The 22,971-nt window shown below is 47.9% G+C and carries 30 protein-coding genes; all 30 read right to left on the bottom strand.

The window, feature by feature from the left end; translation table 11 throughout:
• Nucleotides 1-5: 5 nt before the first annotated feature.
• Complete coding sequence (gene spoIVB / locus KVG29_RS06565; RefSeq protein WP_252227439.1) at nucleotides 6-1,304, bottom strand: SpoIVB peptidase; 1,299 nt, start codon at nucleotides 1,302-1,304, stop codon at nucleotides 6-8.
• Between the two features lie 135 nt (nucleotides 1,305-1,439).
• Nucleotides 1,440-3,188: a DNA repair protein RecN gene (gene recN, locus KVG29_RS06570; RefSeq protein ID WP_252227440.1), complete on the bottom strand. Its 1,749-nt coding sequence runs from the start codon at nucleotides 3,186-3,188 to the stop codon at nucleotides 1,440-1,442.
• A 46-nt stretch (nucleotides 3,189-3,234) separates the two neighbouring features.
• Nucleotides 3,235-3,693, bottom strand: a complete 459-nt coding sequence (locus tag KVG29_RS06575; protein ID WP_252227441.1) for an arginine repressor — start codon at nucleotides 3,691-3,693, stop codon at nucleotides 3,235-3,237.
• Nucleotides 3,690-4,577 (bottom strand): NAD(+)/NADH kinase, encoded by an 888-nt coding sequence (locus KVG29_RS06580; RefSeq protein ID WP_252227442.1) that lies wholly within the window; start codon nucleotides 4,575-4,577, stop codon nucleotides 3,690-3,692. The genes KVG29_RS06575 and KVG29_RS06580 overlap by 4 nt, the downstream gene beginning before the upstream one ends.
• Nucleotides 4,578-4,588: 11 nt before the next feature.
• Nucleotides 4,589-5,413 carry a TlyA family RNA methyltransferase gene (locus tag KVG29_RS06585; protein WP_252227443.1) on the bottom strand — a complete coding sequence of 275 codons (825 nt, stop codon included), beginning with the start codon at nucleotides 5,411-5,413 and terminating at the stop codon, nucleotides 4,589-4,591.
• A complete protein-coding gene (gene dxs, locus KVG29_RS06590; RefSeq protein ID WP_420840536.1) occupies nucleotides 5,400-7,283 on the bottom strand; it encodes a 1-deoxy-D-xylulose-5-phosphate synthase in 1,884 nt (627 codons plus the stop codon). The genes KVG29_RS06585 and dxs overlap by 14 nt, the downstream gene beginning before the upstream one ends.
• 15 nt (nucleotides 7,284-7,298) lie before the next feature.
• Nucleotides 7,299-8,003 (bottom strand): CNNM metal transporter family protein, encoded by a 705-nt coding sequence (locus KVG29_RS06595; RefSeq protein WP_252227445.1) that lies wholly within the window; start codon nucleotides 8,001-8,003, stop codon nucleotides 7,299-7,301.
• Between the two features lie 300 nt (nucleotides 8,004-8,303).
• Nucleotides 8,304-8,579, bottom strand: a complete 276-nt coding sequence (locus KVG29_RS06600) for a hypothetical protein (RefSeq protein WP_252227446.1) — start codon at nucleotides 8,577-8,579, stop codon at nucleotides 8,304-8,306.
• A 92-nt stretch (nucleotides 8,580-8,671) separates the two neighbouring features.
• A complete protein-coding gene (locus KVG29_RS06605) occupies nucleotides 8,672-9,115 on the bottom strand; it encodes a divergent PAP2 family protein (protein WP_252227447.1) in 444 nt (147 codons plus the stop codon).
• A gap of 10 nt (nucleotides 9,116-9,125) precedes the next feature.
• A complete protein-coding gene (locus tag KVG29_RS06610) occupies nucleotides 9,126-10,016 on the bottom strand; it encodes a polyprenyl synthetase family protein (protein ID WP_252227448.1) in 891 nt (296 codons plus the stop codon).
• Nucleotides 10,013-10,273, bottom strand: a complete 261-nt coding sequence (gene xseB / locus KVG29_RS06615) for an exodeoxyribonuclease VII small subunit (protein ID WP_252227449.1) — start codon at nucleotides 10,271-10,273, stop codon at nucleotides 10,013-10,015. The genes KVG29_RS06610 and xseB overlap by 4 nt, the downstream gene beginning before the upstream one ends.
• Nucleotides 10,270-11,493: an exodeoxyribonuclease VII large subunit gene (xseA, locus tag KVG29_RS06620; RefSeq protein WP_252227450.1), complete on the bottom strand. Its 1,224-nt coding sequence runs from the start codon at nucleotides 11,491-11,493 to the stop codon at nucleotides 10,270-10,272. The genes xseB and xseA overlap by 4 nt, the downstream gene beginning before the upstream one ends.
• Nucleotides 11,481-12,332 carry a bifunctional methylenetetrahydrofolate dehydrogenase/methenyltetrahydrofolate cyclohydrolase FolD gene (gene folD, locus KVG29_RS06625; RefSeq protein ID WP_252227451.1) on the bottom strand — a complete coding sequence of 284 codons (852 nt, stop codon included), beginning with the start codon at nucleotides 12,330-12,332 and terminating at the stop codon, nucleotides 11,481-11,483. Before folD ends, xseA begins: the two co-directional genes overlap by 13 nt.
• A 274-nt stretch (nucleotides 12,333-12,606) precedes the next feature.
• Complete coding sequence (locus KVG29_RS06630) at nucleotides 12,607-13,584, bottom strand: tRNA (adenosine(37)-N6)-threonylcarbamoyltransferase complex transferase subunit TsaD (RefSeq protein WP_252227452.1); 978 nt, start codon at nucleotides 13,582-13,584, stop codon at nucleotides 12,607-12,609.
• Complete coding sequence (nusB, locus tag KVG29_RS06635) at nucleotides 13,581-14,132, bottom strand: transcription antitermination factor NusB (protein ID WP_252227453.1); 552 nt, start codon at nucleotides 14,130-14,132, stop codon at nucleotides 13,581-13,583. Before nusB ends, KVG29_RS06630 begins: the two co-directional genes overlap by 4 nt.
• 46 nt (nucleotides 14,133-14,178) lie before the next feature.
• Nucleotides 14,179-14,403, bottom strand: coding sequence for a DUF2273 domain-containing protein (locus tag KVG29_RS06640; protein WP_252227454.1), 225 nt, complete (start codon nucleotides 14,401-14,403; stop codon nucleotides 14,179-14,181).
• A 13-nt stretch (nucleotides 14,404-14,416) separates the two neighbouring features.
• Nucleotides 14,417-14,968 carry an alkaline shock response membrane anchor protein AmaP gene (gene amaP, locus KVG29_RS06645; protein WP_252227455.1) on the bottom strand — a complete coding sequence of 184 codons (552 nt, stop codon included), beginning with the start codon at nucleotides 14,966-14,968 and terminating at the stop codon, nucleotides 14,417-14,419.
• A 142-nt stretch (nucleotides 14,969-15,110) separates the two neighbouring features.
• On the bottom strand, nucleotides 15,111-15,506 hold the full coding sequence (locus KVG29_RS06650) for an Asp23/Gls24 family envelope stress response protein (RefSeq protein WP_252227456.1): 396 nt from the start codon (nucleotides 15,504-15,506) through the stop codon (nucleotides 15,111-15,113).
• 71 nt (nucleotides 15,507-15,577) lie between these two features.
• Nucleotides 15,578-16,147 carry a SpoIIIAH-like family protein gene (locus KVG29_RS06655; RefSeq protein WP_252227457.1) on the bottom strand — a complete coding sequence of 190 codons (570 nt, stop codon included), beginning with the start codon at nucleotides 16,145-16,147 and terminating at the stop codon, nucleotides 15,578-15,580.
• Between the two features lie 5 nt (nucleotides 16,148-16,152).
• A complete protein-coding gene (locus tag KVG29_RS06660; RefSeq protein ID WP_252227458.1) occupies nucleotides 16,153-16,755 on the bottom strand; it encodes a hypothetical protein in 603 nt (200 codons plus the stop codon).
• Nucleotides 16,752-17,417, bottom strand: a complete 666-nt coding sequence (gene spoIIIAF, locus KVG29_RS06665; RefSeq protein WP_252227459.1) for a stage III sporulation protein AF — start codon at nucleotides 17,415-17,417, stop codon at nucleotides 16,752-16,754. Before spoIIIAF ends, KVG29_RS06660 begins: the two co-directional genes overlap by 4 nt.
• 108 nt (nucleotides 17,418-17,525) lie before the next feature.
• Nucleotides 17,526-18,719 carry a stage III sporulation protein AE gene (spoIIIAE, locus tag KVG29_RS06670; RefSeq protein ID WP_252227460.1) on the bottom strand — a complete coding sequence of 398 codons (1,194 nt, stop codon included), beginning with the start codon at nucleotides 18,717-18,719 and terminating at the stop codon, nucleotides 17,526-17,528.
• A 13-nt stretch (nucleotides 18,720-18,732) separates the two neighbouring features.
• Entirely contained in the window at nucleotides 18,733-19,125 is a 393-nt protein-coding gene (gene spoIIIAD / locus KVG29_RS06675) for a stage III sporulation protein AD (RefSeq protein WP_252227461.1), read from the bottom strand.
• A 12-nt stretch (nucleotides 19,126-19,137) separates the two neighbouring features.
• On the bottom strand, nucleotides 19,138-19,335 hold the full coding sequence (gene spoIIIAC, locus KVG29_RS06680) for a stage III sporulation protein AC (protein ID WP_025746493.1): 198 nt from the start codon (nucleotides 19,333-19,335) through the stop codon (nucleotides 19,138-19,140).
• A 21-nt stretch (nucleotides 19,336-19,356) separates the two neighbouring features.
• Nucleotides 19,357-19,881 carry a hypothetical protein gene (locus KVG29_RS06685; protein ID WP_252227462.1) on the bottom strand — a complete coding sequence of 175 codons (525 nt, stop codon included), beginning with the start codon at nucleotides 19,879-19,881 and terminating at the stop codon, nucleotides 19,357-19,359.
• A 19-nt stretch (nucleotides 19,882-19,900) separates the two neighbouring features.
• Nucleotides 19,901-20,893 carry a stage III sporulation protein AA gene (gene spoIIIAA, locus KVG29_RS06690; protein ID WP_252227463.1) on the bottom strand — a complete coding sequence of 331 codons (993 nt, stop codon included), beginning with the start codon at nucleotides 20,891-20,893 and terminating at the stop codon, nucleotides 19,901-19,903.
• A gap of 105 nt (nucleotides 20,894-20,998) precedes the next feature.
• Complete coding sequence (locus KVG29_RS06695) at nucleotides 20,999-21,415, bottom strand: CD1247 N-terminal domain-containing protein (RefSeq protein WP_252227464.1); 417 nt, start codon at nucleotides 21,413-21,415, stop codon at nucleotides 20,999-21,001.
• 73 nt (nucleotides 21,416-21,488) lie between these two features.
• Complete coding sequence (gene efp / locus KVG29_RS06700) at nucleotides 21,489-22,046, bottom strand: elongation factor P (protein ID WP_252227497.1); 558 nt, start codon at nucleotides 22,044-22,046, stop codon at nucleotides 21,489-21,491.
• Nucleotides 22,047-22,069: 23 nt separating this feature from the next.
• Nucleotides 22,070-22,471 carry an aminopeptidase P family N-terminal domain-containing protein gene (locus KVG29_RS06705; protein ID WP_252227465.1) on the bottom strand — a complete coding sequence of 134 codons (402 nt, stop codon included), beginning with the start codon at nucleotides 22,469-22,471 and terminating at the stop codon, nucleotides 22,070-22,072.
• Nucleotides 22,468-22,932 carry a type II 3-dehydroquinate dehydratase gene (aroQ, locus tag KVG29_RS06710; protein WP_252227466.1) on the bottom strand — a complete coding sequence of 155 codons (465 nt, stop codon included), beginning with the start codon at nucleotides 22,930-22,932 and terminating at the stop codon, nucleotides 22,468-22,470. The genes KVG29_RS06705 and aroQ overlap by 4 nt, the downstream gene beginning before the upstream one ends.
• Between the last annotated feature and the right edge of the window lie 39 nt (nucleotides 22,933-22,971).

Below are 22,971 nucleotides of genomic sequence, written 5' to 3' on the forward strand. Positions count from 1 at the left end.
TTACATCAATCGATAATTTTCTGACATTCCTCAAGCATCCACTCTATGAATATACCGTATCCCTTCCTGGGATCGTTCACAAATACATGGGTAATAGCGCCCACGATCCTCCCATCCTGAATAATTGGGCTGCCACTCATTCCCTGTACAATTCCTCCTGTTCGGACAAGCAGCTCGGGGTCAGTAATCTCAATGACCATCCCCTTGGAGCTGGGATGTTGTTGAACGTTTACCCTAACTATTCGAATCTCAAACTCCTTTACGCCTTCCTCATCCACCGTGGTCAATATGCTGGCCTTCCCCACCTTTACGTCATACTGAGAACATACCGGCAGTGGTTTATCGTAATAAAACTCTGGCAAAGGGCGGTACATCTTCCCGTATATCCCGTACTGGGTATTGCGCAGTATATTGCCTATGGCTCTCTGCTTGCTTGAAAACACGCCCTTGAGTTCTCCCGGTTCACCACGCCTGCCCTGCTTGACATCTATTATAGTGGACTGCACTATTTCGCCATTTTTTACCGACAGCAAAACGCCGGTGTCGATATCTGTAATAGCGTGTCCCAGAGCGCCAAAGCATCCAGTATCAGGGTCGTAAAATGTAAGTGTACCAACCCCGGCAGTGCTGTCGCGCACCCAGATACCAAGCCTGTACTTAGAATCGTGCATATCCCTAACCGGCACTATATATGTCTTAAATATTGTATTACCCCTTCTCACTTCCAGCTCAAGTCCCTTTTCCTTCACCTGGTTTACCAGCCTTGAAAGGTGATCTGCATTTTCTACCATGATGCCGTTGACCTTTTCAATTACATCTCCCGGCCTCAAACCGGCTTCGCTTGCCGGATAATGGGTGAACCCCTCAGGGTCCATGACCTCGGATATGCCAACCACCAACGCTCCCTGGGTATACATGGAGACGCCTATAGAGTTACCACCAGGAAATACCCTTTTGACCGGCTCCACTTTCACCTTCATCTGCTTGATGGGAATGATGCCAAAGAGCTTAAATATGAGTTCAGCGCTGCCTTCGTTTACCGTTTGTATAGCTAAAGGCCGCGCCATGTTATAATTTGGCTGGTCCTTCAGGGAATTGCCGTTGAATTTTAGAACATTGACGTTGTCGCTCTCAATCTTTACTATAAGCGGCAACCCGATGTTGAGTATGTGGGCATCGCCCTCAAAAATTTGAAGCTCAGAAGGTATATTCCTCAAGTTCTGAATCCAGGGAGAATAGTTTATGAACAAAAATATCAATGCCAGAAATATTCCTATCAGTTTTTTAGTTCTACATCTCTCCATAGCTGTCACATTCTCCTGTCCTATTTGTTGAATTGAGACTCATAAACTTAAGTTAACCTCAAAAAAAACGAATTATTCAGAGCGTCGCAGTGCAAAAAAAGGCAAAAAAATAAAGGGCATTTCGCCCTTTTTCTGTCAGTTTATCGCTTGTTTGACCTTGCGCGCTGCATCGATTAGCTCCTGTGCATGTTCCAGTCCTATCTGGCTGACCTCCGCTCCTCCTATCAATTTGGCTATTTCCATCTGGCGCTCCTGGTCGTCCAATAGGTGTACATGCGTCACAGTGCGCCCATCACAAACCTTTTTCTCAATCCTGTAGTGCTTATCTGCCATGACGGCAATCTGAGGCAGGTGTGTTATGCATATCACCTGATGAGAACGCGACAGCTCATTTATCTTTTCGGCCACCACGCTGGCTATCCGCCCACTTATCCCTGTATCTATCTCATCAAAGATCAGGGTCGGTATGTCGTCCTTTTCAGTCAGTACCGTCTTGAATGCCAGCATCACCCTGGACATCTCACCGCCTGATATGATTTTTGCCAGCGGCTTAAGCGGCTCTCCAGGATTGGGCGATATCAAAAATTCGACCCTGTCAAATCCCTGGGAGGTAATGTAGTTTGAAACTGATGCTTCAAGCTGGCCTTCATCAATGCTGCCGACATCGGGGCTCGATATGTCTACTTTGAACCTGGTCTTCTCCATCCCCAATTCCTTAAGCTGGGACACCAGCTGTTGTTCAAACACCTTTGCCACTTCCCTTCTTTTACGGGAAAGCTCAGTGCAGACCTTTACCAAATTACCATAGATTTTGTGCTCCTGCAGCTTCAGTTGCTCCAGCTTTTCCTGGCTGCTTTCAATGGTAAGCAGCTGCTGCTTAAGTTTTTCCTTAAGCACCAGGATCTCTTCAATAGTAGAGCCATATTTTCTCTTCAAAGAATGTATCAACGACAGGCGAGACTCAATCTCATCGAGCTTGTCAGGGTCATACTCAAAGCTGTCCCTGTAATTCCTTATCCTGTCTATGATGTCCTCTAACTGGTAATATATGTTTTCAATATCCTGCGCTATACGTGCAAAGACCTCGTTGAACTGGGCTATCTGGGCAAACCGGTCCCTCACGCTGGCCAGCTGGTCAAATACCGCCTCTCCTGTGGTGCTGCCCGAATACAAGACGTCATAGGCCTCGTGAATCACACTCATAATCTTTTCGGCATTCTGCAGCAAAGAGCGTTCATTCAGAAGCTCGGTATCCTCTCCCACTTTAAGGTTGGCCGCCGCAATCTCGTTTATCTGGTAGCTTAAAAGGTCCTTCATGCGTTCCCCGTCTCTTTCGAGGTTTATGAGATCCTCCATCTCACGCCTTACAGCCTTCCACTGGGAATACAGCTGTCCCACCTGCTGTTTGAGCAGAGCTATGACATCCCCGCCCAAGCGATCCAAAATTTCGATGTGGTAATCGGGATTCAGCAGCGATTGATGCTGATGCTGGCCATGTATATCCACCAAGTACTGCCCTATCTCCTTCAAGATGGAAAGGGTCACCATCTGGCCGTTTATACGGCATACATTTCGGCCGCTGCGCGAAAGCTGGCGCATCAGCAGCAAAGTACCGTCATTTTCGATTGGAATACCATACTGCTCAAGGATAGGTGCTACCTTTTCGGGGTGTTTTAAACAAAACAAGCCCTCCACCTGCGCATGATCCTTCCCTGTCTGAATGAGCTCTCTGTCAGCCCTCTCGCCCAGCATCAAACCTATGGCATCAACTATGATGGACTTCCCAGCACCTGTCTCACCGGTAAGGACGTTGAACCCCTCACAGAATTCGATTATAAGGTTATCAATGAGAGCTACGTTTTGTATGGACAAGTGACTAAGCATGAAGGCACCCCCACACCTGTCATCGAAACAACATGCAGCTATACCCTCAACTTGTATAGCGGCTCAACTTTTTGAAACGCTCCATCACATCCTTTGCTTTTTCGGCATCTCTCACCACCACAAGGATGGTGTCATCCCCGGCTACGCACCCCAAAATCTCTGGCCAGTTGAGCGCATCAATGGCCGCCGCTGCAGCCTGCGCATTGCCCGAAAGCGTTTTGACCACGATCAGGTTGTTAGCACAGTCTATGGAGGTAACCGACTCAGCAAAGACGCGTATCAGCTTTTCCCAGTTTTGGGAATCCATTTTGCTCATGGTGGCGTACTTGTAAGTCCCCGCAGGGGTGAGAACTTTTATGAGCCGCAATTCCTTGATATCCCGAGATACGGTAGCCTGAGTGACGTCAAATCCGTGGTTCCTGAGCTCTTCCGCCAGTTCCTCCTGTGTCTCAATGTCTTTTTGCTGTATAAGTTCCAATATCTTGGCATGGCGCTGTAGCTTCATTCCTCTATCCCCCCTCCTGTCTCTGGCAAATCGGACAACCGCTCTGCCATCTTGTCCCTCAGTAGGTTAAAAAAGCTACGCCGCCGTATACGTACAAGCTTGGTCTCCACCTCGGCTTTAGTTATAACTATGTTATCCCCCTTGTATACCGGCACTCCCTCCTGCCCGTCAACTGTCAGCAAGACATCGCGGCTTTTATCAGCCACCACAATACGGATCTCGTCCTTGCTGTCGGTGACGATGGCTCTTGCGCTCAAAGCATGAGGGCATATAGGCGTGAGCAGGAGGCACTCCATCGCCGGATTGATTATAGGACCACCAGCAGACAGCGAGTAGGCCGTTGAACCGGTAGGGCTGGACACCAAAACCCCATCTGCGGGGTAATATCCCACAAACTCGTCGTTGATGAAGACCTTTAGGTGAATGATCCGAGCAAAAGAGGCTTTGGCAATGGCTATATCATTTAAAGCTACCAGTTCACATACTTCCATCCCCTGGCGCACCAGCTTTGCCTTGAGCATCATGCGCCGTTCAATGTAATAGTCGCCTGCCAGAATGGAGTCAAGTACCTGGTCTGTATCCGAAACCTCTACCTCGGTGAGAAAACCCAGCCGTCCCATATTTATACCCAAAACAGGCAGGCCATACTTGCAAGCCTGCCTGGCTGCTCTCAGCAGGGTACCGTCCCCACCCAACACAAATATGTAATCCGAACTGCTGTAAAAGTTCTCTTTTTCGACAGCCTTTCCAGCATTTATAACCTGATAAACTTCGGGCAAAACGAGGGGTTGCATCCCCTTTTGCTCTATCTTTGATACGATGGCACTGGTTTGAACTCCTTCTGGGTCCTTTGAAAAATTGGGTATAATACCGATGTTTTTCACGCGACACCTCCTCACTGACCACGCAAGAACTCCCTATGCGCTTCTTCAACTACCCGTTCCACCTTCTGCGGAGTCACATGTATGAGCGGGGAGGCAGTATCTTTGCGTACGTGCGCTAAAAACTCGATGTTGCCCTCCGGACCGGTAATGGGGGAATAGGTAATGTCGTAAAGCGTAACTTCAAGCTGCTGGCACATCTCTATAAATCCCAAAAGGACCTCGGCATGAACGCGGGGGTCCTTCACTATTCCCTTTTTGCCCACCTTTTCCCTTCCCGCCTCGAACTGCGGCTTGATGAGGGCTATGATGTCGCCGCCATTCTGGACTATATCCTTGACTACGGGGAGCACAAGCTTTAAGGATATAAACGACACATCTATTGTGGCGCCCTGTATCGGCTCATCAAACATATCAGCGGTAACGTACCGGATGTTGGTTCGCTCCATCACCACCACACGCTGGTCCTGCCTCAATTGCCAGGCCAGCTGCCCGTACCCCACATCTATTGCATAGACCTTTTTAGCGCCGTTTAGAAGAAGGCAATGGGTAAACCCACCCGTTGAGGCCCCCACGTCCATAAATACCTTCCCATCAACGGATATGTTAAAAGTCTTGAGGGCCTTTTCAAGCTTCAAGCCGCCACGGCTGACATAAGGAATTGGATCCCCTTTGATGATGACCTCTTCATCAACCCTTACCAGGGTGCCAGGCTTATCCACCTTTTTACCACAAACATATACAAGCCCCGCCATTATAGCAGCTTTTGCCTTCTCACGGCTCTCTATCAAATTTTTCCTGACAAGCAGCACATCCAATCGCTCTTTAGAAGTTGACATACGCCCTCTTTCTATATCCGCTCAAAAATTTTTTTACCTTAAACGCTACACTATTGGAATCAAGCCCCAGCTCGCTGAGCAAACGCTCCACCGAACCGTGGGGTACAAAGCGATCACCTACGCCCAGATTCATTACAGATACAGGGAGCTGATGGGCTGCAACAAACTCGTTTATGCTGCTCCCAAACCCTCCCTGAAGGATGGTATCCTCCAGCGTAATCCATTTGTTTATGCGGTTTGAGATATCCATAAGCAGCTGCTCATCCAGCGGCTTGATAATCCTGGCATTTATCACACGAGCACTTATACCGTCCCTTCTGAGGATGCTGGCAACTTCCAAAGCCACCTTTAGCATCCTGCCAAAGCTAAATATGCAACAATCGCTTCCGTTTACCATAGTTTCCCATTTTAATCCCTCAAGCGGCTTTGCAGGAAATATATTGTCTATCCCTGTGTTGCCTTTGGGATAACGAATGGCCACAGGCCCTTCCATCGTCAAGGAATAGTCCAGCATCTCTTTAAGCTCATCTATATTCTTGGGAGCCATCACAGTAATGTTGGGTATATGCCGCATGTAGCTTATATCAAACACCCCGTGATGGGTTTCACCGTCCTCGCCTACTATGCCGGCTCTATCGACTGCCAGCACCACTGGAAGATTCTGGAGACACACATCGTGAAGTATCTGGTCATAGGCACGCTGCAAAAAAGTAGAGTAGATGGCCACATATGGCCTAAAGCCGTTAGCCGCCAATCCAGCAGCCATTGTGACGGCGTGCTGTTCAGCGATACCCACATCAAAAAAGCGATTTGGAAATCGCTTTTTAAACTCAACCAGGCCCGTGCCTTCCGGCATGGCCGCCGTAATGGCCACAATCCTTGGGTCCTGCTGTGCCATTTCCACCAGGTGCTGGCCAAAAGCCTGAGAAAAGGTAACCTCACCTTTTGCACTTATTTCGCCGCTGTGTATATCAAAAGGAGGAACCCCATGAAACAGCTCAGGGTTTTTCTCGGCAAAATCATAACCCTTGCCCTTCTTAGTGACCACATGGATAAATACAGGTCCCTCCACCATGGTAGCCCTCTTCATTACATCAATTAGCGCTGCCAGGTTGTGACCGTCAATAGGGCCTATATAGGTAAATCCCATCTGCTCGAAGAACATCCCCGAGATCACGAGATACTTAAAGCTGTTCTTAAATCTTTCAATCAAATTGGCAGAATGCTGCCCCACCCATGGAATTTTGCGAACCAGCGAATCTATCCCCTTTTTAACCCTGGTGTACCTGGGATTTGATCTGAGCTTTGATAGATAAGCAGCCAAAGCGCCTACATTTTCAGATATGGACATCTCGTTGTCGTTCAACACAACTATAAGGTTGGTCTTGGAATGGCCGGCGTCGTTTAGGGCCTCAAAGGCCATGCCGCCCGTCAGCGCACCATCGCCAATTACCGCTACCACGCTGTACTTTTCATTCTTTAAATCTCTGGCACGTGCCATGCCCAGTGCAGCCGATATAGAGGTGCTGCTGTGCCCTGTATCAAACACATCATGCACGCTTTCGCTGCGCTTTGGGAAACCGCTCAAGCCCCCAAACTGGCGCAATGAATCGAACTGCTCTCTTCTCCCCGTCAGTATCTTGTGCACATATGCCTGATGTCCCACATCCCAAATGATCTTGTCAAAGGGGCTGTTGAATACGTAGTGAAGTGCTATGGTCAGCTCCACCACGCCAAGATTTGAAGCCAAGTGCCCCCCCGTCTTGGACACTTTATCCAGCAGGAATTGCCTTATCTCTCCCGCCAGCTGCTTTAATTCATCTATATTTAAACATTTCAAATCCTTTGGTGAATCAATGCGCTTCAACAGAGGGTATCTATCCATCTAATTCTCTCTCGCTTTCATAAATGCATTGCTTTGAGAGCTTTTCTTGCCGCTCAGCCTTTCGTCTCTGTTGAATAACGACAAGAAGTATGCAGTATAGTATACCACCTTGTTGGAATTGGTGATGGCAAAGCTTTTGCCCAGTGCCTTGCCCGCCACCGTGATAGCAGCAATCAAACTACTTATTATTATGCTCAACAGGCTCTCTTCCAATGATACCGAGTTTGTCCATGCGATTTTCATGATCAAAACGCTTCCTGCGGCACCGCTGATAATTCCGCATATATCGCCCACCACATCGTTACAAAAGCTGCTGACCTGATCCGCATTCCTTATAAGGCGTATAGCCTCTCTGGCACCGCGCACCTTTTTGGATGCCATTGATACAAACGGTACCTCAGATGCTGATGCCACTGCAATGCCTATTATATCAAAAACTACGCCTATGGATACAATGAACAACAATATGAATACGGCCAGTATCAAATCGTCTATCCTTCGAATTGTAACTTCAGAAAAAAAGCTGAAAGCACACGCAATAACAAAGGTCAAGATGAAAACCTTAACTGGCCATCCGTTATTGCGCTTTTTACCGTTTTTGCCATTTTTACCGTTATTTTTGCCCTTGATTTTTATTTTTGTATCCTTTTTCGCTTTGCCTTTGCCGTTACTACTTTTATAAGGGCCACCATCATCCTTTGACAAGCGCCACACACGCTCCTATTTAATTATAGGTATCGTGGTGGTGATGCATTGGGTAGACTTTGCGGCTTAAGGTCCAGTAGGATTTCCCGGCAGGGTACTTCCCGTCGCCGAAGAAGCGGTTTCCCTTTAAACCCCGCCTTACCGTGTCGCCAACGGTAAAACTGGATCACCACTTAGACCACACTGTAATCCCCAACGCACCATGTAGCAGTCTAGGGGCTTTCCCCAACAGCCACAGCCAATTTCTAGCCTCTTTTGCAGCATGGGTTTCATACAGCAATAGTCCCCGCACAATGGGCCCTATTGCGCAGGAACCTGACCTGTAATCCACCCATACCACTCAAGGCGGGCTACACTGTACACAGCTTTTCGCCGCGATACAGGTTCACGCCCAAGTAGTAGCAACCGATGGTTGCCACCAGCTTGGGTCTCCGCGGAAGGTGGGTCAACGCCCGCATGCCTTTGCGGATCGCCCACCTTCCTTAACTCCCAGCACCAACCCCCGACTGGGCGTCGAGAGCCAGCACCAGGAACTTCATCGATGTGCCCTTGACGGATTTTTAGGCCCGTCTTCAAAATTGGCCGGGCTGACTAGAATACTGCACCACCACGCATGAGTTTGTTTTCTGAAATAGTATTATACCATAACACCTTCATAAATTCAAATTTTAGACCAACAGTTTAGCTATCACAAAGCCTAAAACGGCGCCCACAATGACTTCTATGGGCGTATGGCCGATGAGCTCCTTTAACTTCTCCTGCGGAACGTCCTTGCCTTCCTGCAATCTTTCCACTATCTCGTTGAGCACGGCAGCCTGCTTTCCGGCTGCCCTTCTTACCCCGGCCGCATCATACATGACCACGAAAGCAAACACAAGGGATAGCGCAAATATATGGGAATCATATCCGTTTATTTCTCCAAGTGCAGTAGCCAGCGAAACCACAAGAGCAGTATGGGAGCTGGGCATGCCGCCCGAACCCACAAACCTGCGCAAGTCCAATTTTTTATGGGCCAATACCGTCAATATCACCTTGGACGCCTGGGCAATAAACCACGCCAGAAAGCTCACCCATAAAACGGAGTTAGCGACAAGTTGCTTAAGCTGTTCCATCCAGTACCTCCTATTTCTGGCGTTTCAGTACATAATAGGCAATCTCTTTTAGAAAATAAGCATCTTTACCAAAACGTTCCAGATGGCTTACCGCTTCTTCAATCAAGTCCCGTGCCATACGCCGCGATTCCTCCAGGCCATACAAAGCTGGAAAGGTGGCTTTTTTGCGCACCTCATCCCTGCTCGGATTTTTCCCCATACTGGCTGCATCCCCTGTAACATCCAAGATATCATCTACTATTTGAAATGCCAGTCCAAGCTTTTGTCCGTACTTTGCAACGGCATCCTCAACATCCCTTTCGATGGGCTCAATTATCACCCCCGCCCTGACGGCAGCTTCAATCAGCGCACCGGTCTTATGGGTATGAATATAGCGAAGCATATCGGGGTGAATGTCTTTTCCCTCCTGTTCAATGTCAGCTACCTGTCCCCCTATCATACCGTGAAGCCCGGCAGCCCTAGCTATCACAAAAGCTGCCCTTACATGCCGCTCCAGCTTGTGAGGATATTTCATGGCGTTTTCCAAGAAAACCTCATAAGCCAGGTTGAGCAGGGCATCGCCTGCCAGTATGGCTATTCCCTCTCCGAAAACCTTGTGATTGGTTGGCATACCCCTGCGCAGGTCATCGTCGTCCATGGCCGGCAGGTCATCGTGTATCAGAGAATAAGTGTGAATCATCTCCAGGCCGCAGGCCACTGCCATGGATTCCTCGACGTTTCCTCCAACCAATTCATGGGCCGAAAGCAACAGCACGGGTCTTATACGTTTTCCACCAGCAAACAAGCTGTAATTCATGGCCTTGAACAAAGTCGGCGGGCAGTCCTCGTGCCGCACAATCAATTTCTTTAAAGCATCTTCCACCAGCGCCAGTTTATTGCTGTATATCTCATCAAAATTCATACCTCATCTCCCTCTACAGGCATAAAAGGCACCTCTTCGATTTTCCCCTGATTTTGTATAAGCAGTTTTACCATTCCCTCAGCCCTCTCCAGCTTTGCGTTGCAGTGAGCAGAAAGGCTGATCCCTCGTTTAAACAGTTCAATGGCCTCATCCAGCGATAAATCGTTTGATTCAAGGCGTGATACTACGATTTCCAGCTCCCTCAGCGCCTCTTCAAACGTCAATTCCGATACAGCCCTATCACATTCCCGGCTCATCTTACCCCATACACCCCACCCTCTATTTTCTCTACCCTGCAATCAGCGCACCCATCCTTAAAATGTACCGTAATGCCATCGCCCTGTTTCAGCGACGTTACGGAATACACCACCCTCTCAGATGGCATCAAAGTCACAACGGCATAGCCACGTCCCAAAACGGCTAGAGGGCTCAATGCATCCAACGCTGCCGCCAACCGTGAAAGCCTCTCCCTTTTCTTGGATAATATATCGTTGAAGGCAACACAAAGCCTTGTATAAGCCTGATCCAGCTGCTGCCTGCGCTGCTGCATAATCCTGTCGGGATATCGAAGCACGTAGCTCAACTGTAGATGCTCCAGGCTTTTTCTCTTGTGCAGCAGCATATTGCGCATGGCTTCCATCAGCCGGACATTTAGCCCGGCCAGCATCTCCTGCAAATGCTGGAGCATCGGTACTGCCATCTCGGCAGCGGCCGAAGGAGTAGGTGCCCTCAGGTCTGCCACAAAATCGGCTATGGTAAAATCGGTCTCGTGCCCCACGGCCGATATCACCGGAATCCTTGAGCGCCAGATTGCCCGGGCCACAACCTCTTCATTGAAAGCCCACAGCTCCTCCAGCGAGCCTCCCCCTCTGCCTAAAATGATGGTATCGATATCGTCTCTCGTATTGACATAGTCCAGGGCGGCCTCTATCTGGGCGGGAGCCGCAGAACCTTGCACCAGCACGGGAACCACCAGTATATCCACACATGGACATCTGCGCCGCACCACCTTTATTATATCTCGAACCGCCGCCCCCGTAGGTGAGGTGATAACCGCTATTTTTCTGGGAAAAGGAGGAATGGGCTTTTTATGTTGCGCATCAAAAAGCCCTTCAGCCTTCAACCGCTGCTTTAGGGCTTCGAAAGCTAGATACAGCTCACCTATGCCGTCCTTTTCAATGTCCATCACGTATATCTGGTATTGTCCATCCTTGCAGTAAAGCGATACCTGGCCCCTTACCAACACTCTCATGCCATCAGATGGTATAAAGGCCATATCCCTTTGATTTTGCCTAAACAGCACGCAGCGTATCCTGTCCTGTTCGTCCTTCAGGGTAAAATATATATGCCCTGAGGAGTGAATTTTCAGATTGGAAATCTCCCCACGCACCCACACATCCTGCAGTATGGGGTCTCGCCCCAGCAAACCGCGTACATATTCGTTTATTTGATGGACTGAAAAGATCACCCTACCCATTTTCTCTCCGCTGCCGAAACCGTGTTTTCCAAAAGCATAGTAATGGTCATTGGCCCAACTCCACCCGGCACAGGCGTGATCCACCCCGCCACCTGGCAGGCATCCTGGAAATTGACATCACCCACCAGCTTATCGTCCACCCTGTTTATCCCCACGTCTATTACTATAGCCCCTTGTTTTATAAAGCTGCTGTCCACTAGGTTGGGCCTTCCCACCGCAGCCACCAGTATATCCGCTTGACGGGCTATTTCCCTCAGATTGACGGTTTTTGAATGGCAAAGCGTAACGGTGGCGTTATGTCGAAGTAGCATCAAGGCCACTGGCTTTCCGACTATATTGCTCCTCCCTATTACTACGGCGTGCTTGCCAGCTATGGGCTGCCCGGTCTCCTGTATAAGCCTAATGATGCCTTTTGGAGTACAGGGTTCAAAACACTCTTCCCCTATCACCAGCCGCCCCATATTGACCGGGTGAAAACCATCAACATCCTTGGCAGGATCAATAGCGTTTATGACTGCATTGGGATCTATCTGTGGCGGCAAGGGCAGCTGTACAAGTATGCCGTGTATCGTTTCGTCAGCGTTTAGCCTGTATATGTATTCCAGCAAGGCCTCCTGGGACGTATTCTCATCCAGCTTGATCACCCGCGAGTATATTCCCACCTGATTGCAGGCCCTTTCCTTGTTGCGTACATACACCGCAGAAGCCGGGTCATTCCCCACAAGTATAACGGCCAACCCTGGAGTTATACCCTTTTGCTTTAACCTCTCTACCTTTGACTTTATATCCTCCCTCAACCGATTGGACAAATCCTTTCCATCAATTACTCTGGCTTCCAATATTATCCTCCTCCCGCAAACCGCCTTCTTTTACTGTATAAATTTTTAGAGCTTTTTGTCTGCCAAAATCTTTATGCCTTACCATCTGCCTTAAGCCAATCTTGTACATTCTTTTTTAATAAGCTGTTTTTAATTATTGTGGCTTATAATTGCCGCCTGTGCTTTTCCATTTTAGCATACTTACAGACGCCTGTATCAATTAAAAGAGGCAATTTTCTAAAGGTTTAGAAAAATTCAAATGGCAGGCTTTAATCGTGCATCTTACTACTTTGCATCATTTACATAAATGATGCGCTCTGTAAAGCTTCAAGCCTAAAAGAGCAGTGCCCACCGCATTATCCCTTGAAAACAATGGAGCCGCGAAGTAAAGGCGTATGGATTCGTCCCGCTTTTTCAGCCTATCAACTAGCTTTTGACGAAGTATGGCGCTTGATGCCACGCCTCCAACCAGAAGCACATCCTTTACATCCATACCAGGGGTGTCCATAGCGTTCAGTATCCATCTCTCAAGGGTGCTCACAAGGCAGTTGTACACCGCTATGGCCACATCTTCCTTGTCGATCCCCCGAGCAAGCAGCCTGTGCGCATGCGCCTCTGGCCCCGAAAAGCTTATCGTCAGCCCTTTAACAGAAAAAGGGATGGTGACATATCCGTCCTTTCCTCTTCGTGCCAGCTCCTCCAAATAGGCCCCTGCCGGAAACTGAAGCCCCATTGCTACCCCTACCCTGTCGACAAACTGGCCAGCGTGGAGGTCCTGGGTTGCCCCCAGTATTTCGATTTCAAAGCCTGTGCCTGTATCGGTCACCTTAAGCAGCTCTGACGTACCACCCGATAGATGTATAGCTAAAAAGCGCTGGCTGCATGGCCCTCCAGCCGAAAAGGCCCCTGCCTGGATGTGGCTTTCCTGATGGCTGACAGCGTAATAAGGAATGCCAAGCATGTTTGCAAAAGCCTGTCCTGCAAGGTGGGACACCATGAAAACTGGCATGTAGGAACCTTCTACCGGGCGCGGTCTGCAGGTGGCACATACGGCTGCCAGTTCATTTTTGGGATCGATAACCCTTGTAACCTCGTTAGCCATATCAGGCAAACGATGTAGATGCTGAAACAACGCCTTTGACTGCTGCAGGCCTCTCTGCCCCAGCTCCACTTCCAGAGGAGTCTGCCTGCTTAACAGGACATTTCCGTCCAAATCTACCAGCGCAACAGATGTGGTATAACAGCTGGTATCCATGCCAAGGATGTATTTCACTGTGGCTTCTCCTCCGCTTTAACCTTTTCATCTGACGCAATTTGCTCCTGTGTTGCGATTTTCTCTTCTGATGCAGTTTGCTTATCTGTTGTAATCTTCCCCTCTGATGCGGTTTGACCCTCTGGCACCATATGCTCCTCCGATGCAATCCGCTTAGAGCGAATGAAACCGCCCAACACCCCATTGACGAACTTCCCGGATTTATCGCTGCTGAACTTTTTGGCCAGCTCCACAGCCTCGTTTATGGAAACGCTTACAGGAATATCAGGGCGGTATAGGATTTCGCACAGCGCCAGCCTCAGTATGGCCAGGTCCACCCTGGCAATCCTGTTAAATTCCCATCCTTTAGAGAAGGACTTTATATGGCCATCGATTTCCTGGGCATGGCTTTCAAACAAATTTAATAGGCTCAATATGTATTCCTTGTCCTTTTCATGTATAGAATAGTGTGGCTCCATCCTCAGCAAGGAATCGAAGTCTGCTTCTCCCGACAGATCTTTCTGATATAAAAGCTTCATGGCCACTTCCCTTGCATCTTTTCTAGCCATGTTTTTCCTCCCAAATGCTGCTATATTTTAAATCACAATACGCATCTTATGTCAAATCGTTGAAAAACATCTTCCTCAAAAACATGCGCAGCTTGCTGCCCCCGTCGTACACGCTTCCTATAAAATATCCAACAGCTATGCACATCGCCAAAAAGACCGATCGCCAGAACCCTACCGCCAGCACAAGTATCCCGAAAAGCAGGCCGGCCAACACTCCTACAATTTTCCCCTTGTTAGACTTAAAAAAAGCGTACATATCTTCTCGTTCCACAGGGGCTCCCTCCCTATTCTACCCTCGAACGCTGAAGGGCAGCAAGGTTGTCTATATAAACATATACCTCTTTTACTACAATGCCGGCAGTAGCTTCAACATACTCCTTAACCTTTTTCTGTATGGCCTGGCTTATCTCGGGAATATTGACATCCGGCATAAGCTGCATGTTAAGGCGCACCCTTATGCCGTCGGATTCGGCAGCAACCAAGCTTCTGACGTCTTTTACTTCGCCAAATCCCCTTACGGCTTTTTGTACCAGCGTGTCCAGCGTATTTATCGATACTCTTATCATACCCAGTTCTGTATTCTTAATGAGCGTGCCTGCGAGGATGATACGTTTTCGCTTTAAAAACAGAAGTTTCAGGCTTGCCAGCAAAAAGACAAGAGAGATGAGGAAAAGCGCGAGCGCAAAGTCCCAATCATATTGAATATTATTTATGTATTCAACTGCACGAGTAAATGGTATAACTCCCACCGCTATGGCCATCAGCACCAATGAGACCACTGCAATGGCAAGGGTATACACCACCAACAAAGCCCTCTCGAGCCAGCTCATCTTCATATGTTTTCCTCCTCATTTAACAGTTGTGTCTTTCCATACCTCTTTACAAAAACTTTTCAACCATCAAACGCTCCAACTTACTTGCCAAAGCTTTGCTAAAATTAACCCTCTGACAGGATCAGAGGGTTAGGATTTATGTATTCTATTGTTTCTTGTTCACATCCTCTTCCTTGATTTCCCTATCGAAATTGACGCCCTGAACGTGAACATTGACCTCTACTACCGACAATCCCGTCATGGTCTCCACTGCTTTTTTCACGTTTTCTTGAATATTCCAGGCCACCTCGGGTATCCTAACGCCGTAATCGACAATGATATACAGGTCAATAGCGGCCTCTTTTTCTCCTACCTCCACCTTTACTCCCTTGGTCAAATTCTTGCGCCCTAGCTTTTCGGCTATGCCCCCTGCCACGCTACCGCTCATGGCCGCAACGCCTTTCACCTCGGTAGCAGCCAGTCCCGCGATGATGGCCACCACTTCATCCGCAAACGTCACTTTTCCGTATTCTTCAGACTTATTCTGCGTAACCTCTGACACGTCACTCACCTCCTACACATTTTACACAATGTTATTATAGCAGAAGAGGCGCTATTTTACAAACTTCTTCCTTATATTTTGGGTATAATTTTTATGTTTTCGGGTTTATGGCCGGATTCTCGCCGCACTATATCCAAAATCTGCGCAACTTCCTCCTGTTTCAGCTCGGACTTATCTACAATGACGTTCACTGAATCCTTGTGGAGAATTACCACCACATCCTTAAAACCTTTGGCTTTAATCAAAGCCTCTATGGCCAGCTCTTTCTCCATGTTTTTGGTTATTTCAAGCAGCTGTGTCTGAGCTTCCTTCTTCATCTCGGGGTCCGATGCCGGGTTATCCAATATCTCACGTATGTACTCTATCTCCTCCTTGCGGGTATTTTCCCGCTCCAGCCTGTAGCTTGCAAAGAAATTAGCTGAACTGACGGCTGCCACTTCGGCCGTATCGTCCTCTTCTTCCGATGAACCTTCTTTGTCCTTGACCGCTATCCCATCCTCTTCACCCTGTTGACTTACCGCTTCCTGTACATCCTGCCCATTCAGCACGCTTTGATTGTAGACGAGATTTAGATAACCCGTGATGATCAACAATACGATAAGAATTCCCATAACCACGCTCTTTCTCTTTACCACCAGCATCTCCATCACTCCTTCACTTTATTTGTTTCCATTTCAAACACTTCAACCTGCTGGGGGCTGACCCCCAGGGCTGTTTGAACTGCTCTTATAAGGTCAAGCTTTACGCGTATGTCCCTTGCGCCCTCGGCAATGACTATTACACCTTTAATCTCCGGTTCCATCTCCTTGATGACCAGCGGTTTGGCATTACCTACCTCACCGATCGTGACGGTCTGGCTGTTCACATCCCGCTGGGATACCCTTCGCGTTCCCCCGTTGCTGTCCTGCTCCTCGGTCACCGTCTCCGATTGAGTGGTATTCATGGCGGTGACGATCTCCTTGCTCGATTTATACGTGATCATGACCTCTACCTTTCCCACTCCTTTGATGGCCGACAGCTTTTTCTGCAGCTTGAGCTCCTGCTGGTCCTCATATTCATCCTGCTCCACCCACTGTACTCCTCTGTTGGCTCCGTCGTCAGGGGCAGGCACGGAAGGAGACGCCCTGTTGAAGCTTGATGCGTATACGCTGAGCACCACTGCCACAAAGAATAAAGCAATTACTATCTCCACGTTTTTTAAATTCTTGAGCTTTTCTGCTACGTTCTTTAAAAATCCAGGTTGTTTCACGGCAATTCTCCCTCCTGAACCTTCTGTTCATTATTGCTTAGACTGTTGTGCAAATTGTCTTGAAAGTGTACCTCTATCCTGCTTTGGTCAATGCCGTATATGCTGGATAAAAGCGCTTTTATCTCCTGTTCGTCTTTTGATGCCTTGGTAAGCTTATCAGCATGCGAAATATCGACATCCTTTGTGTCTATATTGATGCGCACAGGTTCAATATGGCTATCTGCGGAAATGCCGACGTCCACATACACCTTAAGAATATCCGGTAGTTGGCTTTCATCATGAAATTTCTCATCCATTTCCACATCCACTTTTACGTGGTCATAGCCTTTGAACTGTTTGATTTGCTGTTCCATATGCGATTCCATACTCTCTACAAAATAATTCCTCATTTCACGCTGTTGCTGACCTTCTAGCCATTTTACCTGATAGCTCACATCGGCAAAATCCATGGTTGCAAAAGCCTGAGCAGTATATCTCTCTAAATTTGGCAACTGGCCAAACACTTGAAAGATCGGCTTTAACATTGCAGTCAAGATTGTTATGCCTATCAAAAACCTGACATACCTCTTCATGCTGCCGCTTGGAAGCAACAGGTCTACCGCCACGCCCAGCATGCTTATCACGGCCAGATTGATGATCCACTTGCCAATTGAAGGGTTCACACCCCCTACCACCTCCTTAAAAATGCAACATAATCACACTTTTGCTCCTATTCCAATACCTGAAAACCCCTCGTAATCACCATCTTGCACGAAAGCCTAGCCACAAAGCTACCTCATCATGGTAGCAGCATTTCCAATCCCTATAACCAAGGTTATTACCAGGAAAAATACAATGGCCATCCCGGCTACTGTTATCGCAATTATTATCATCATGTTGCCAATGTCGTTTAGGCAATCCGCAATGCGCTTGTCGGTCACCGGCTCCAGGACTGCGCTGGCAAGCTTGTATATCGCCATGACGCACAGTATCTTGAGCACCGGATACAGGCATATGGACGCTATGACCAGCAACCCCATGAGGCCCACCGCGTTTTTTATCAGCAACGAACAACCCACAACCATGTCGACGGCCTGTGCAAACATTTTACCTACGACAGGCACAAAGGTATCGACGGCGAATTTGGCCGTCCTGATGGATATCCCATCAATCGACGCCGCCATCACCCCTTGAACGGTCATGGCACCTACAAATACGGTAAATATGATACCCAGGGCCCATTCGCAAACGTTTTTTAGCAGCGAGCTCAAGCGATTGAGCTGAACCTTGTCGCTGATGTGGTTTATCATAATGACGACCACCGAAGCAAGTATCAAAGGAAACATGACATGCTCGAGCACCATGCCCATGAAACCCACCAATAAGCCTATGGTGGGGTTCAAAAGCGCAGAGGAGGTGATCCCTCCTACCGAAACCAGCAATGCCAGCAGTACAGGGAAAAAGCTCTGGGTAAATAAGGCCATGGCGTCGACGGCTCTCCTTCCAATCTCCAGCGCCGACATGATGCTGTGTATGACCAGCAGCATCACCACCATGTAGCATACAAAATAAGCCACTTCAGCCGCCGAAACGCTCTGAAATGAATCCTGCATGTTTTTAAGTACGCCGCAGACCACAGCCAGAGCAATTATCTTTGCCATCAAGCCTAAATTTGCCATAACCTCTCTGTAAAAGATGCTGGTTATATGAACCCAGAAGTCCTTGAGGTTCAAGCTGAATTCGCCTGTTAATATTTTTTTTATCAGGTCACGGGCATTGCCCTCCTGGAAGGCCGGGTTGCCTTGCTGCTGAATCTTTTTTATGAACTCGTCCCATCTTTCAACGTTTAGCCCTTCCAATTGCCGGTCTATGGCCAACTGCATTTGTTCTCTTATATCCTCTGAACCGATATAAGTATCAGGTTGTGCAAATGCCGTCACCGGCAGGCACAACAAAAACAGCAAAAAGATACAGCAGGCTTTCATGTCTTTAATCCCCTCAAGTGAGAACTTGCAATATCACTTCAATCAATCCCACAAGGATGGGAAGGGTCAAACTCAGTATTATGATTTTACCGCCCAGCTCTATCTTGGAAGCTATGGAATTTTCCCCCGCATCCTTACATACCTGGGCACCAAACTCGGTAATATAAGCAATGCCTATGGCCTTAAGCACCACAGACAGGTGCGCCTGATCCAGGTTGGCCCGCCGGGCCATGTCATCCAGCACGGCAACTACGGCCACAAGCCTTCCCGTCATCATGAGCAGTATTATGACCCCTGCAGCAATTGCTATAAACAGGCTCAGTTCAGGCTTGTGCTGCTTCAATACCAGGGCCAGAATGGCTGCCACTATCCCTAATCCCACCAGCTGAAAAACCTCTACATCCATTGTCTGCACTCCTCAGTAAAGCTGGAATATGCTCTTGACGTTGTTGAACAGCTTGCTGATCATGTCTATCACCATAAGCAGAACCACCACTATACCCGCTAAAGTGACCATCATGGATATTTCTTCCCGTCCTGCTCTGTTGAGCACGTGGTTCAGCACCGAGATCAATATGCCTATGGCAGCTATTTTAAAGATTATATCGACGCTCATCGTGGTGTACACTCCCCCCTGTTACAGCAGTATGATGGCTAGGGCCAACCCGCCTAACACCCCTAAATTCTTGTACATGGTCTGGTATTTCAAGCAGGCCTCCTCGGCCTTCTGCTCCTGGTTTCCCAGTTGACTCTGAATTATCTGAAAATACCTCTGCTGGCTCTCTCTGTCACTTACGCCTAGCACCTTTCCAAAGGTCAAGAGAATTTGAGTATCCTCCATCGTTATATGCAGATGTTTTTTCCAGCAGTTTAAGGCCTTCTCCCATGCCTCGGCAGCGGTGTCACCGCTTCTTTTTTGTAACCTGCGGCTGAAGTCACAAAAAAACTCCTTTACTCCCCCATGCAAAAGAGCGGCCACCCTCTCCACTGCTTCGGGCAAAAAGGTAGCGTAGTTTATAACCTCGCTCTCGAGCTGCGCAAAGGCCATCCGCAGCATCCTGAGCTCCTTGACCCTCAATGCATATGCATTTGCGGCCTGCAGCCCCAGAAACGAACAGCACATCACTATTACAAGGCTGGATAATATCTTGACAAAAACCATACTGCCCAATTACCCCCTCTCAACGAATTGGCCTATCCAGCAGATTATTTAAAGTGTGACCGTCATATATCTTTTCAATCGTTCCCACCCCCAGAGAATTCCCCAGTACAATAATTCTTTGGAATATCTTCTTATCCAAAATCTTTGAGAGAATGGGCCGGCGCTGTGCGTCCCCTATATCGCTGCTGTGGGCCGTTGTAATTATCTTTATACCTGCATTAAGAGCCTCTTCAATTGCCTCCACGTCCTCGGGTTTGCCAATTTCGTCTGTTATTATCACGGCAGGAGACATGGAACGAATGAGCATCATAATACCCTCGGCCTTAGGGCAGGCATCCAGTACATCGGTTTGAAGCCCGACGTTGTTCTGTGGAATGCCCTGGAAGCACCCTGCTATTTCAGAACGCTCGTCCACGATCCCAACTTTTATGCCTCTAAAGCCTGGAAAACCATCGCTTAGCTGCCTGGCAATATCGCGGATCAGAGTGGTCTTGCCCATTTGGGGTGGAGACAGCACAAGGGTATGGTACACCTCTGTTCCCGAAACCAAATAGCGCATGATTCTGTCAGCAACCCCTATAATTTCCCTGGATATACGAATGTTAAAAGAATTGATATATTTTAATGTCTTTATCTTGCCTCCTTCCACCACAGCTTTGCCTGCCAAACCTACCCTATACCCACCCCTCAAAGTTATATATCCGCTACGCAATTCCTCCTCCACTGCATATATGGAATAATTGGATATGCGCTGCAGTATGCTTTGGACATCCCTATGGGTTACATAATAGGCCTTTTCAGGTGAGGAAAGCAGCCCCCCATCGGTCCCCAAATAATAGCTCTTACCCCGGCCATGTATGACAATCGGCCGTCCTTCCCGTATCCGTATCTCCTCCAGGCTTTCGGCAATATTCTGTGGGATTCCATCTATTACCCTCTGAATGTTTTCGGGCAGCGCATCGAGTATTACCCGTTTCCACGAAACGCCGGAAGGCCATCTGCTGTATTCCATATACAACTCGTCCTCCCTTTTAATAAATATCTATGTCAGGCAGGAAAAGAATATCACCAAAAATAAAAAAGCCGGTGCGTTTTGCACCAGCTTCTGTTTAATAGTTCATTCCTCACTTTCGTCTTCGGCGTACTCCTCTTCCCCTTCTTCATATATTGGCTTTTTGCAGTTGGGACAGATGATGTCATCCTCTTCTTCAAACATCTCCTCGTCAAAGTATACGGTTTCATGGCAGTGAGGACAGGTCACTTCCACATAGTTGGTCTCTTCATCCATATCCTCGTCCTCATCTTCACCGTATATGTCATTTTGTATATCCGTCAAATCTTCATTGAGTGCATCAAGATAGTCATCCTGCTCTGCCTGAGAAGCTTCAAGCGCATCGATGGCATCAACCACGTCCTCCAGCAGGTCAATGATGTTTATAAGTATCTTAGCTTCCTTTGTATCTTCTTTTTGCAGCCCCAATCCTTCTGCCAACCCTTTGATGTAGGACATCTTTTCTCCTAAACTGTTGTTCATTTAGTTTCCTCCCTTTAAAATTATTATGACTATCCCGGCTTGAAACGCATGATTTCACTTTATACTATTCCCCTTAAACCCTTTCTATATACTCGTCGTTTCTGGTATCAACCCTGATCACGTCTCCAGTATTGACAAACAGCGGGACCTGAATAACAGCCCCGGTTTCCAAAGTCGCCGGTTTGCTACCACCCGTCACCGTATCTCCTCTTACGCCCGGCTCGGTATCGATAACTTTAAGCTCCACAAAGTTGGGTGGCTCTACCGTAAAAGGTACTCCTTTATAAAACTTGATGGTGACGATCATGTTTTCCTTTATATACTTCATGGCGTCTTCCACTTGATCCCTATTTAAAGGTATCTGTTCATAGGTTTCGGTATCCATAAAATAGTACAGGTTGCCATCGTTATACAGATACTGCATTTCTTTGGTCTCTATATGAGCTCTGGGCACTCTCTCGGTAGGGTTAAATGTGCGCTCAAGTACGTTACCCGTCACTATGTTCTTAATTTTGGTACGCACAAATGCAGCGCCCTTTCCAGGCTTTACGTGCTGAAAATCGACAATGGTATATACCTGCCCATCCAGTTCAATGGTTACGCCTTTTCTAAAATCGCCTGCTGCAATCATATCCATAATCACCACTTCCCTTCCTAAGAATAGTTTTTTCGAGAGATAAAATCATCACCCGGTATTAGCTCCACGCCATTTAACGACTCCTTTAGCAATTTGTATTCTTCTTTATTAATATGCTTTTCTTCAAACCATATACTATGGACTCCTAATTTGCTGCACAATTCCGAAAGAAAACTGACGGCTTCATCCCAGGATGCACTGAAAACCTTAAATCCCGAACACTCTGTCGTACACTGCTGGTTATCGTCAGAATCGATAACGATAAGGTAACGCACCAGCGAATGCACGAAAAGCACAGCACCCTTTCCCCTAAAGCCGGAATAGTACTCCACATCTTCAGGGTTGGTGATCAGGGCTGCATTTACACCTCCATCATGGTTCTCCATTCGGTCCAGCAACCTGCCCACCGGCGTCTTCATGTGTTATCATCCCCACCAGTTTGTCCAACCTGCTTAAAACATTTACCAAAATAATCCAAAGCCAACAGATATCCTTCCACACCCAAACCGCTGATTTGTCCTATGCACACCGGTGCTATCACCGATCGTGAGCGAAACTCTTCCCTGGCATATACGTTGGATATATGTACCTCTATGACCGGCAGCTTCACAGCAGCCACTGCATCGCGTATAGCATAGCTGTAATGGGTGTACGCGCCGGGGTTGAGGATCACACCATCATATCTGCCCCTGGCATTGTGAAGAGCATCTATAATGTCCCCTTCGTTGTTGGACTGGACGTGATCCACCTGTACCCCCAGCTCCCTGCCGTGCTCCTTTAATATGCTTACCAGGCAGTCCAGGCTGGTATTCCCATACACGGAAGGCTCACGCTGGCCCAAAAGATTTAAATTTGGGCCGTTTATCACCAAAACCTTCATTAAAGTGCACCCCTGCCCAAACCAAAAATTCCACTTCAA

This window comes from Caldicoprobacter algeriensis, assembly GCF_023838525.1.
In the GTDB taxonomy this organism is placed as follows: Bacteria; Bacillota; Clostridia; order Caldicoprobacterales; family Caldicoprobacteraceae; genus Caldicoprobacter; species Caldicoprobacter algeriensis.

Bases quoted from the DNA above. Each gene is read 5' to 3' on its own strand.
- spoIVB (WP_252227439.1), bottom strand. From the start codon at position 1,304: ATGGAGAGATGTAGAACTAAAAAACTGATAGGAATATTTCTGGCATTG.
- recN (WP_252227440.1), bottom strand. From the start codon at position 3,188: ATGCTTAGTCACTTGTCCATACAAAACGTAGCTCTCATTGATAACCTT.
- KVG29_RS06575 (WP_252227441.1), bottom strand. From the start codon at position 3,693: ATGAAGCTACAGCGCCATGCCAAGATATTGGAACTTATACAGCAAAAA.
- KVG29_RS06585 (WP_252227443.1), bottom strand. From the start codon at position 5,413: ATGTCAACTTCTAAAGAGCGATTGGATGTGCTGCTTGTCAGGAAAAAT.
- KVG29_RS06605 (WP_252227447.1), bottom strand. From the start codon at position 9,115: ATGGAACAGCTTAAGCAACTTGTCGCTAACTCCGTTTTATGGGTGAGC.
- KVG29_RS06610 (WP_252227448.1), bottom strand. From the start codon at position 10,016: ATGAATTTTGATGAGATATACAGCAATAAACTGGCGCTGGTGGAAGAT.
- xseB (WP_252227449.1), bottom strand. From the start codon at position 10,273: ATGAGCCGGGAATGTGATAGGGCTGTATCGGAATTGACGTTTGAAGAG.
- xseA (WP_252227450.1), bottom strand. From the start codon at position 11,493: ATGGGTAGGGTGATCTTTTCAGTCCATCAAATAAACGAATATGTACGC.
- nusB (WP_252227453.1), bottom strand. From the start codon at position 14,132: ATGGCTAGAAAAGATGCAAGGGAAGTGGCCATGAAGCTTTTATATCAG.
- amaP (WP_252227455.1), bottom strand. From the start codon at position 14,968: ATGAAGATGAGCTGGCTCGAGAGGGCTTTGTTGGTGGTGTATACCCTT.
- KVG29_RS06655 (WP_252227457.1), bottom strand. From the start codon at position 16,147: ATGCTGGTGGTAAAGAGAAAGAGCGTGGTTATGGGAATTCTTATCGTA.
- spoIIIAE (WP_252227460.1), bottom strand. From the start codon at position 18,719: ATGAAAGCCTGCTGTATCTTTTTGCTGTTTTTGTTGTGCCTGCCGGTG.
- spoIIIAD (WP_252227461.1), bottom strand. From the start codon at position 19,125: ATGGATGTAGAGGTTTTTCAGCTGGTGGGATTAGGGATAGTGGCAGCC.
- spoIIIAC (WP_025746493.1), bottom strand. From the start codon at position 19,335: ATGAGCGTCGATATAATCTTTAAAATAGCTGCCATAGGCATATTGATC.
- KVG29_RS06685 (WP_252227462.1), bottom strand. From the start codon at position 19,881: ATGGTTTTTGTCAAGATATTATCCAGCCTTGTAATAGTGATGTGCTGT.
- spoIIIAA (WP_252227463.1), bottom strand. From the start codon at position 20,893: ATGGAATACAGCAGATGGCCTTCCGGCGTTTCGTGGAAACGGGTAATA.
- KVG29_RS06695 (WP_252227464.1), bottom strand. From the start codon at position 21,415: ATGAACAACAGTTTAGGAGAAAAGATGTCCTACATCAAAGGGTTGGCA.
- efp (WP_252227497.1), bottom strand. From the start codon at position 22,046: ATGATTGCAGCAGGCGATTTTAGAAAAGGCGTAACCATTGAACTGGAT.
- KVG29_RS06705 (WP_252227465.1), bottom strand. From the start codon at position 22,471: ATGAAGACGCCGGTGGGCAGGTTGCTGGACCGAATGGAGAACCATGAT.
- aroQ (WP_252227466.1), bottom strand. From the start codon at position 22,932: ATGAAGGTTTTGGTGATAAACGGCCCAAATTTAAATCTTTTGGGCCAG.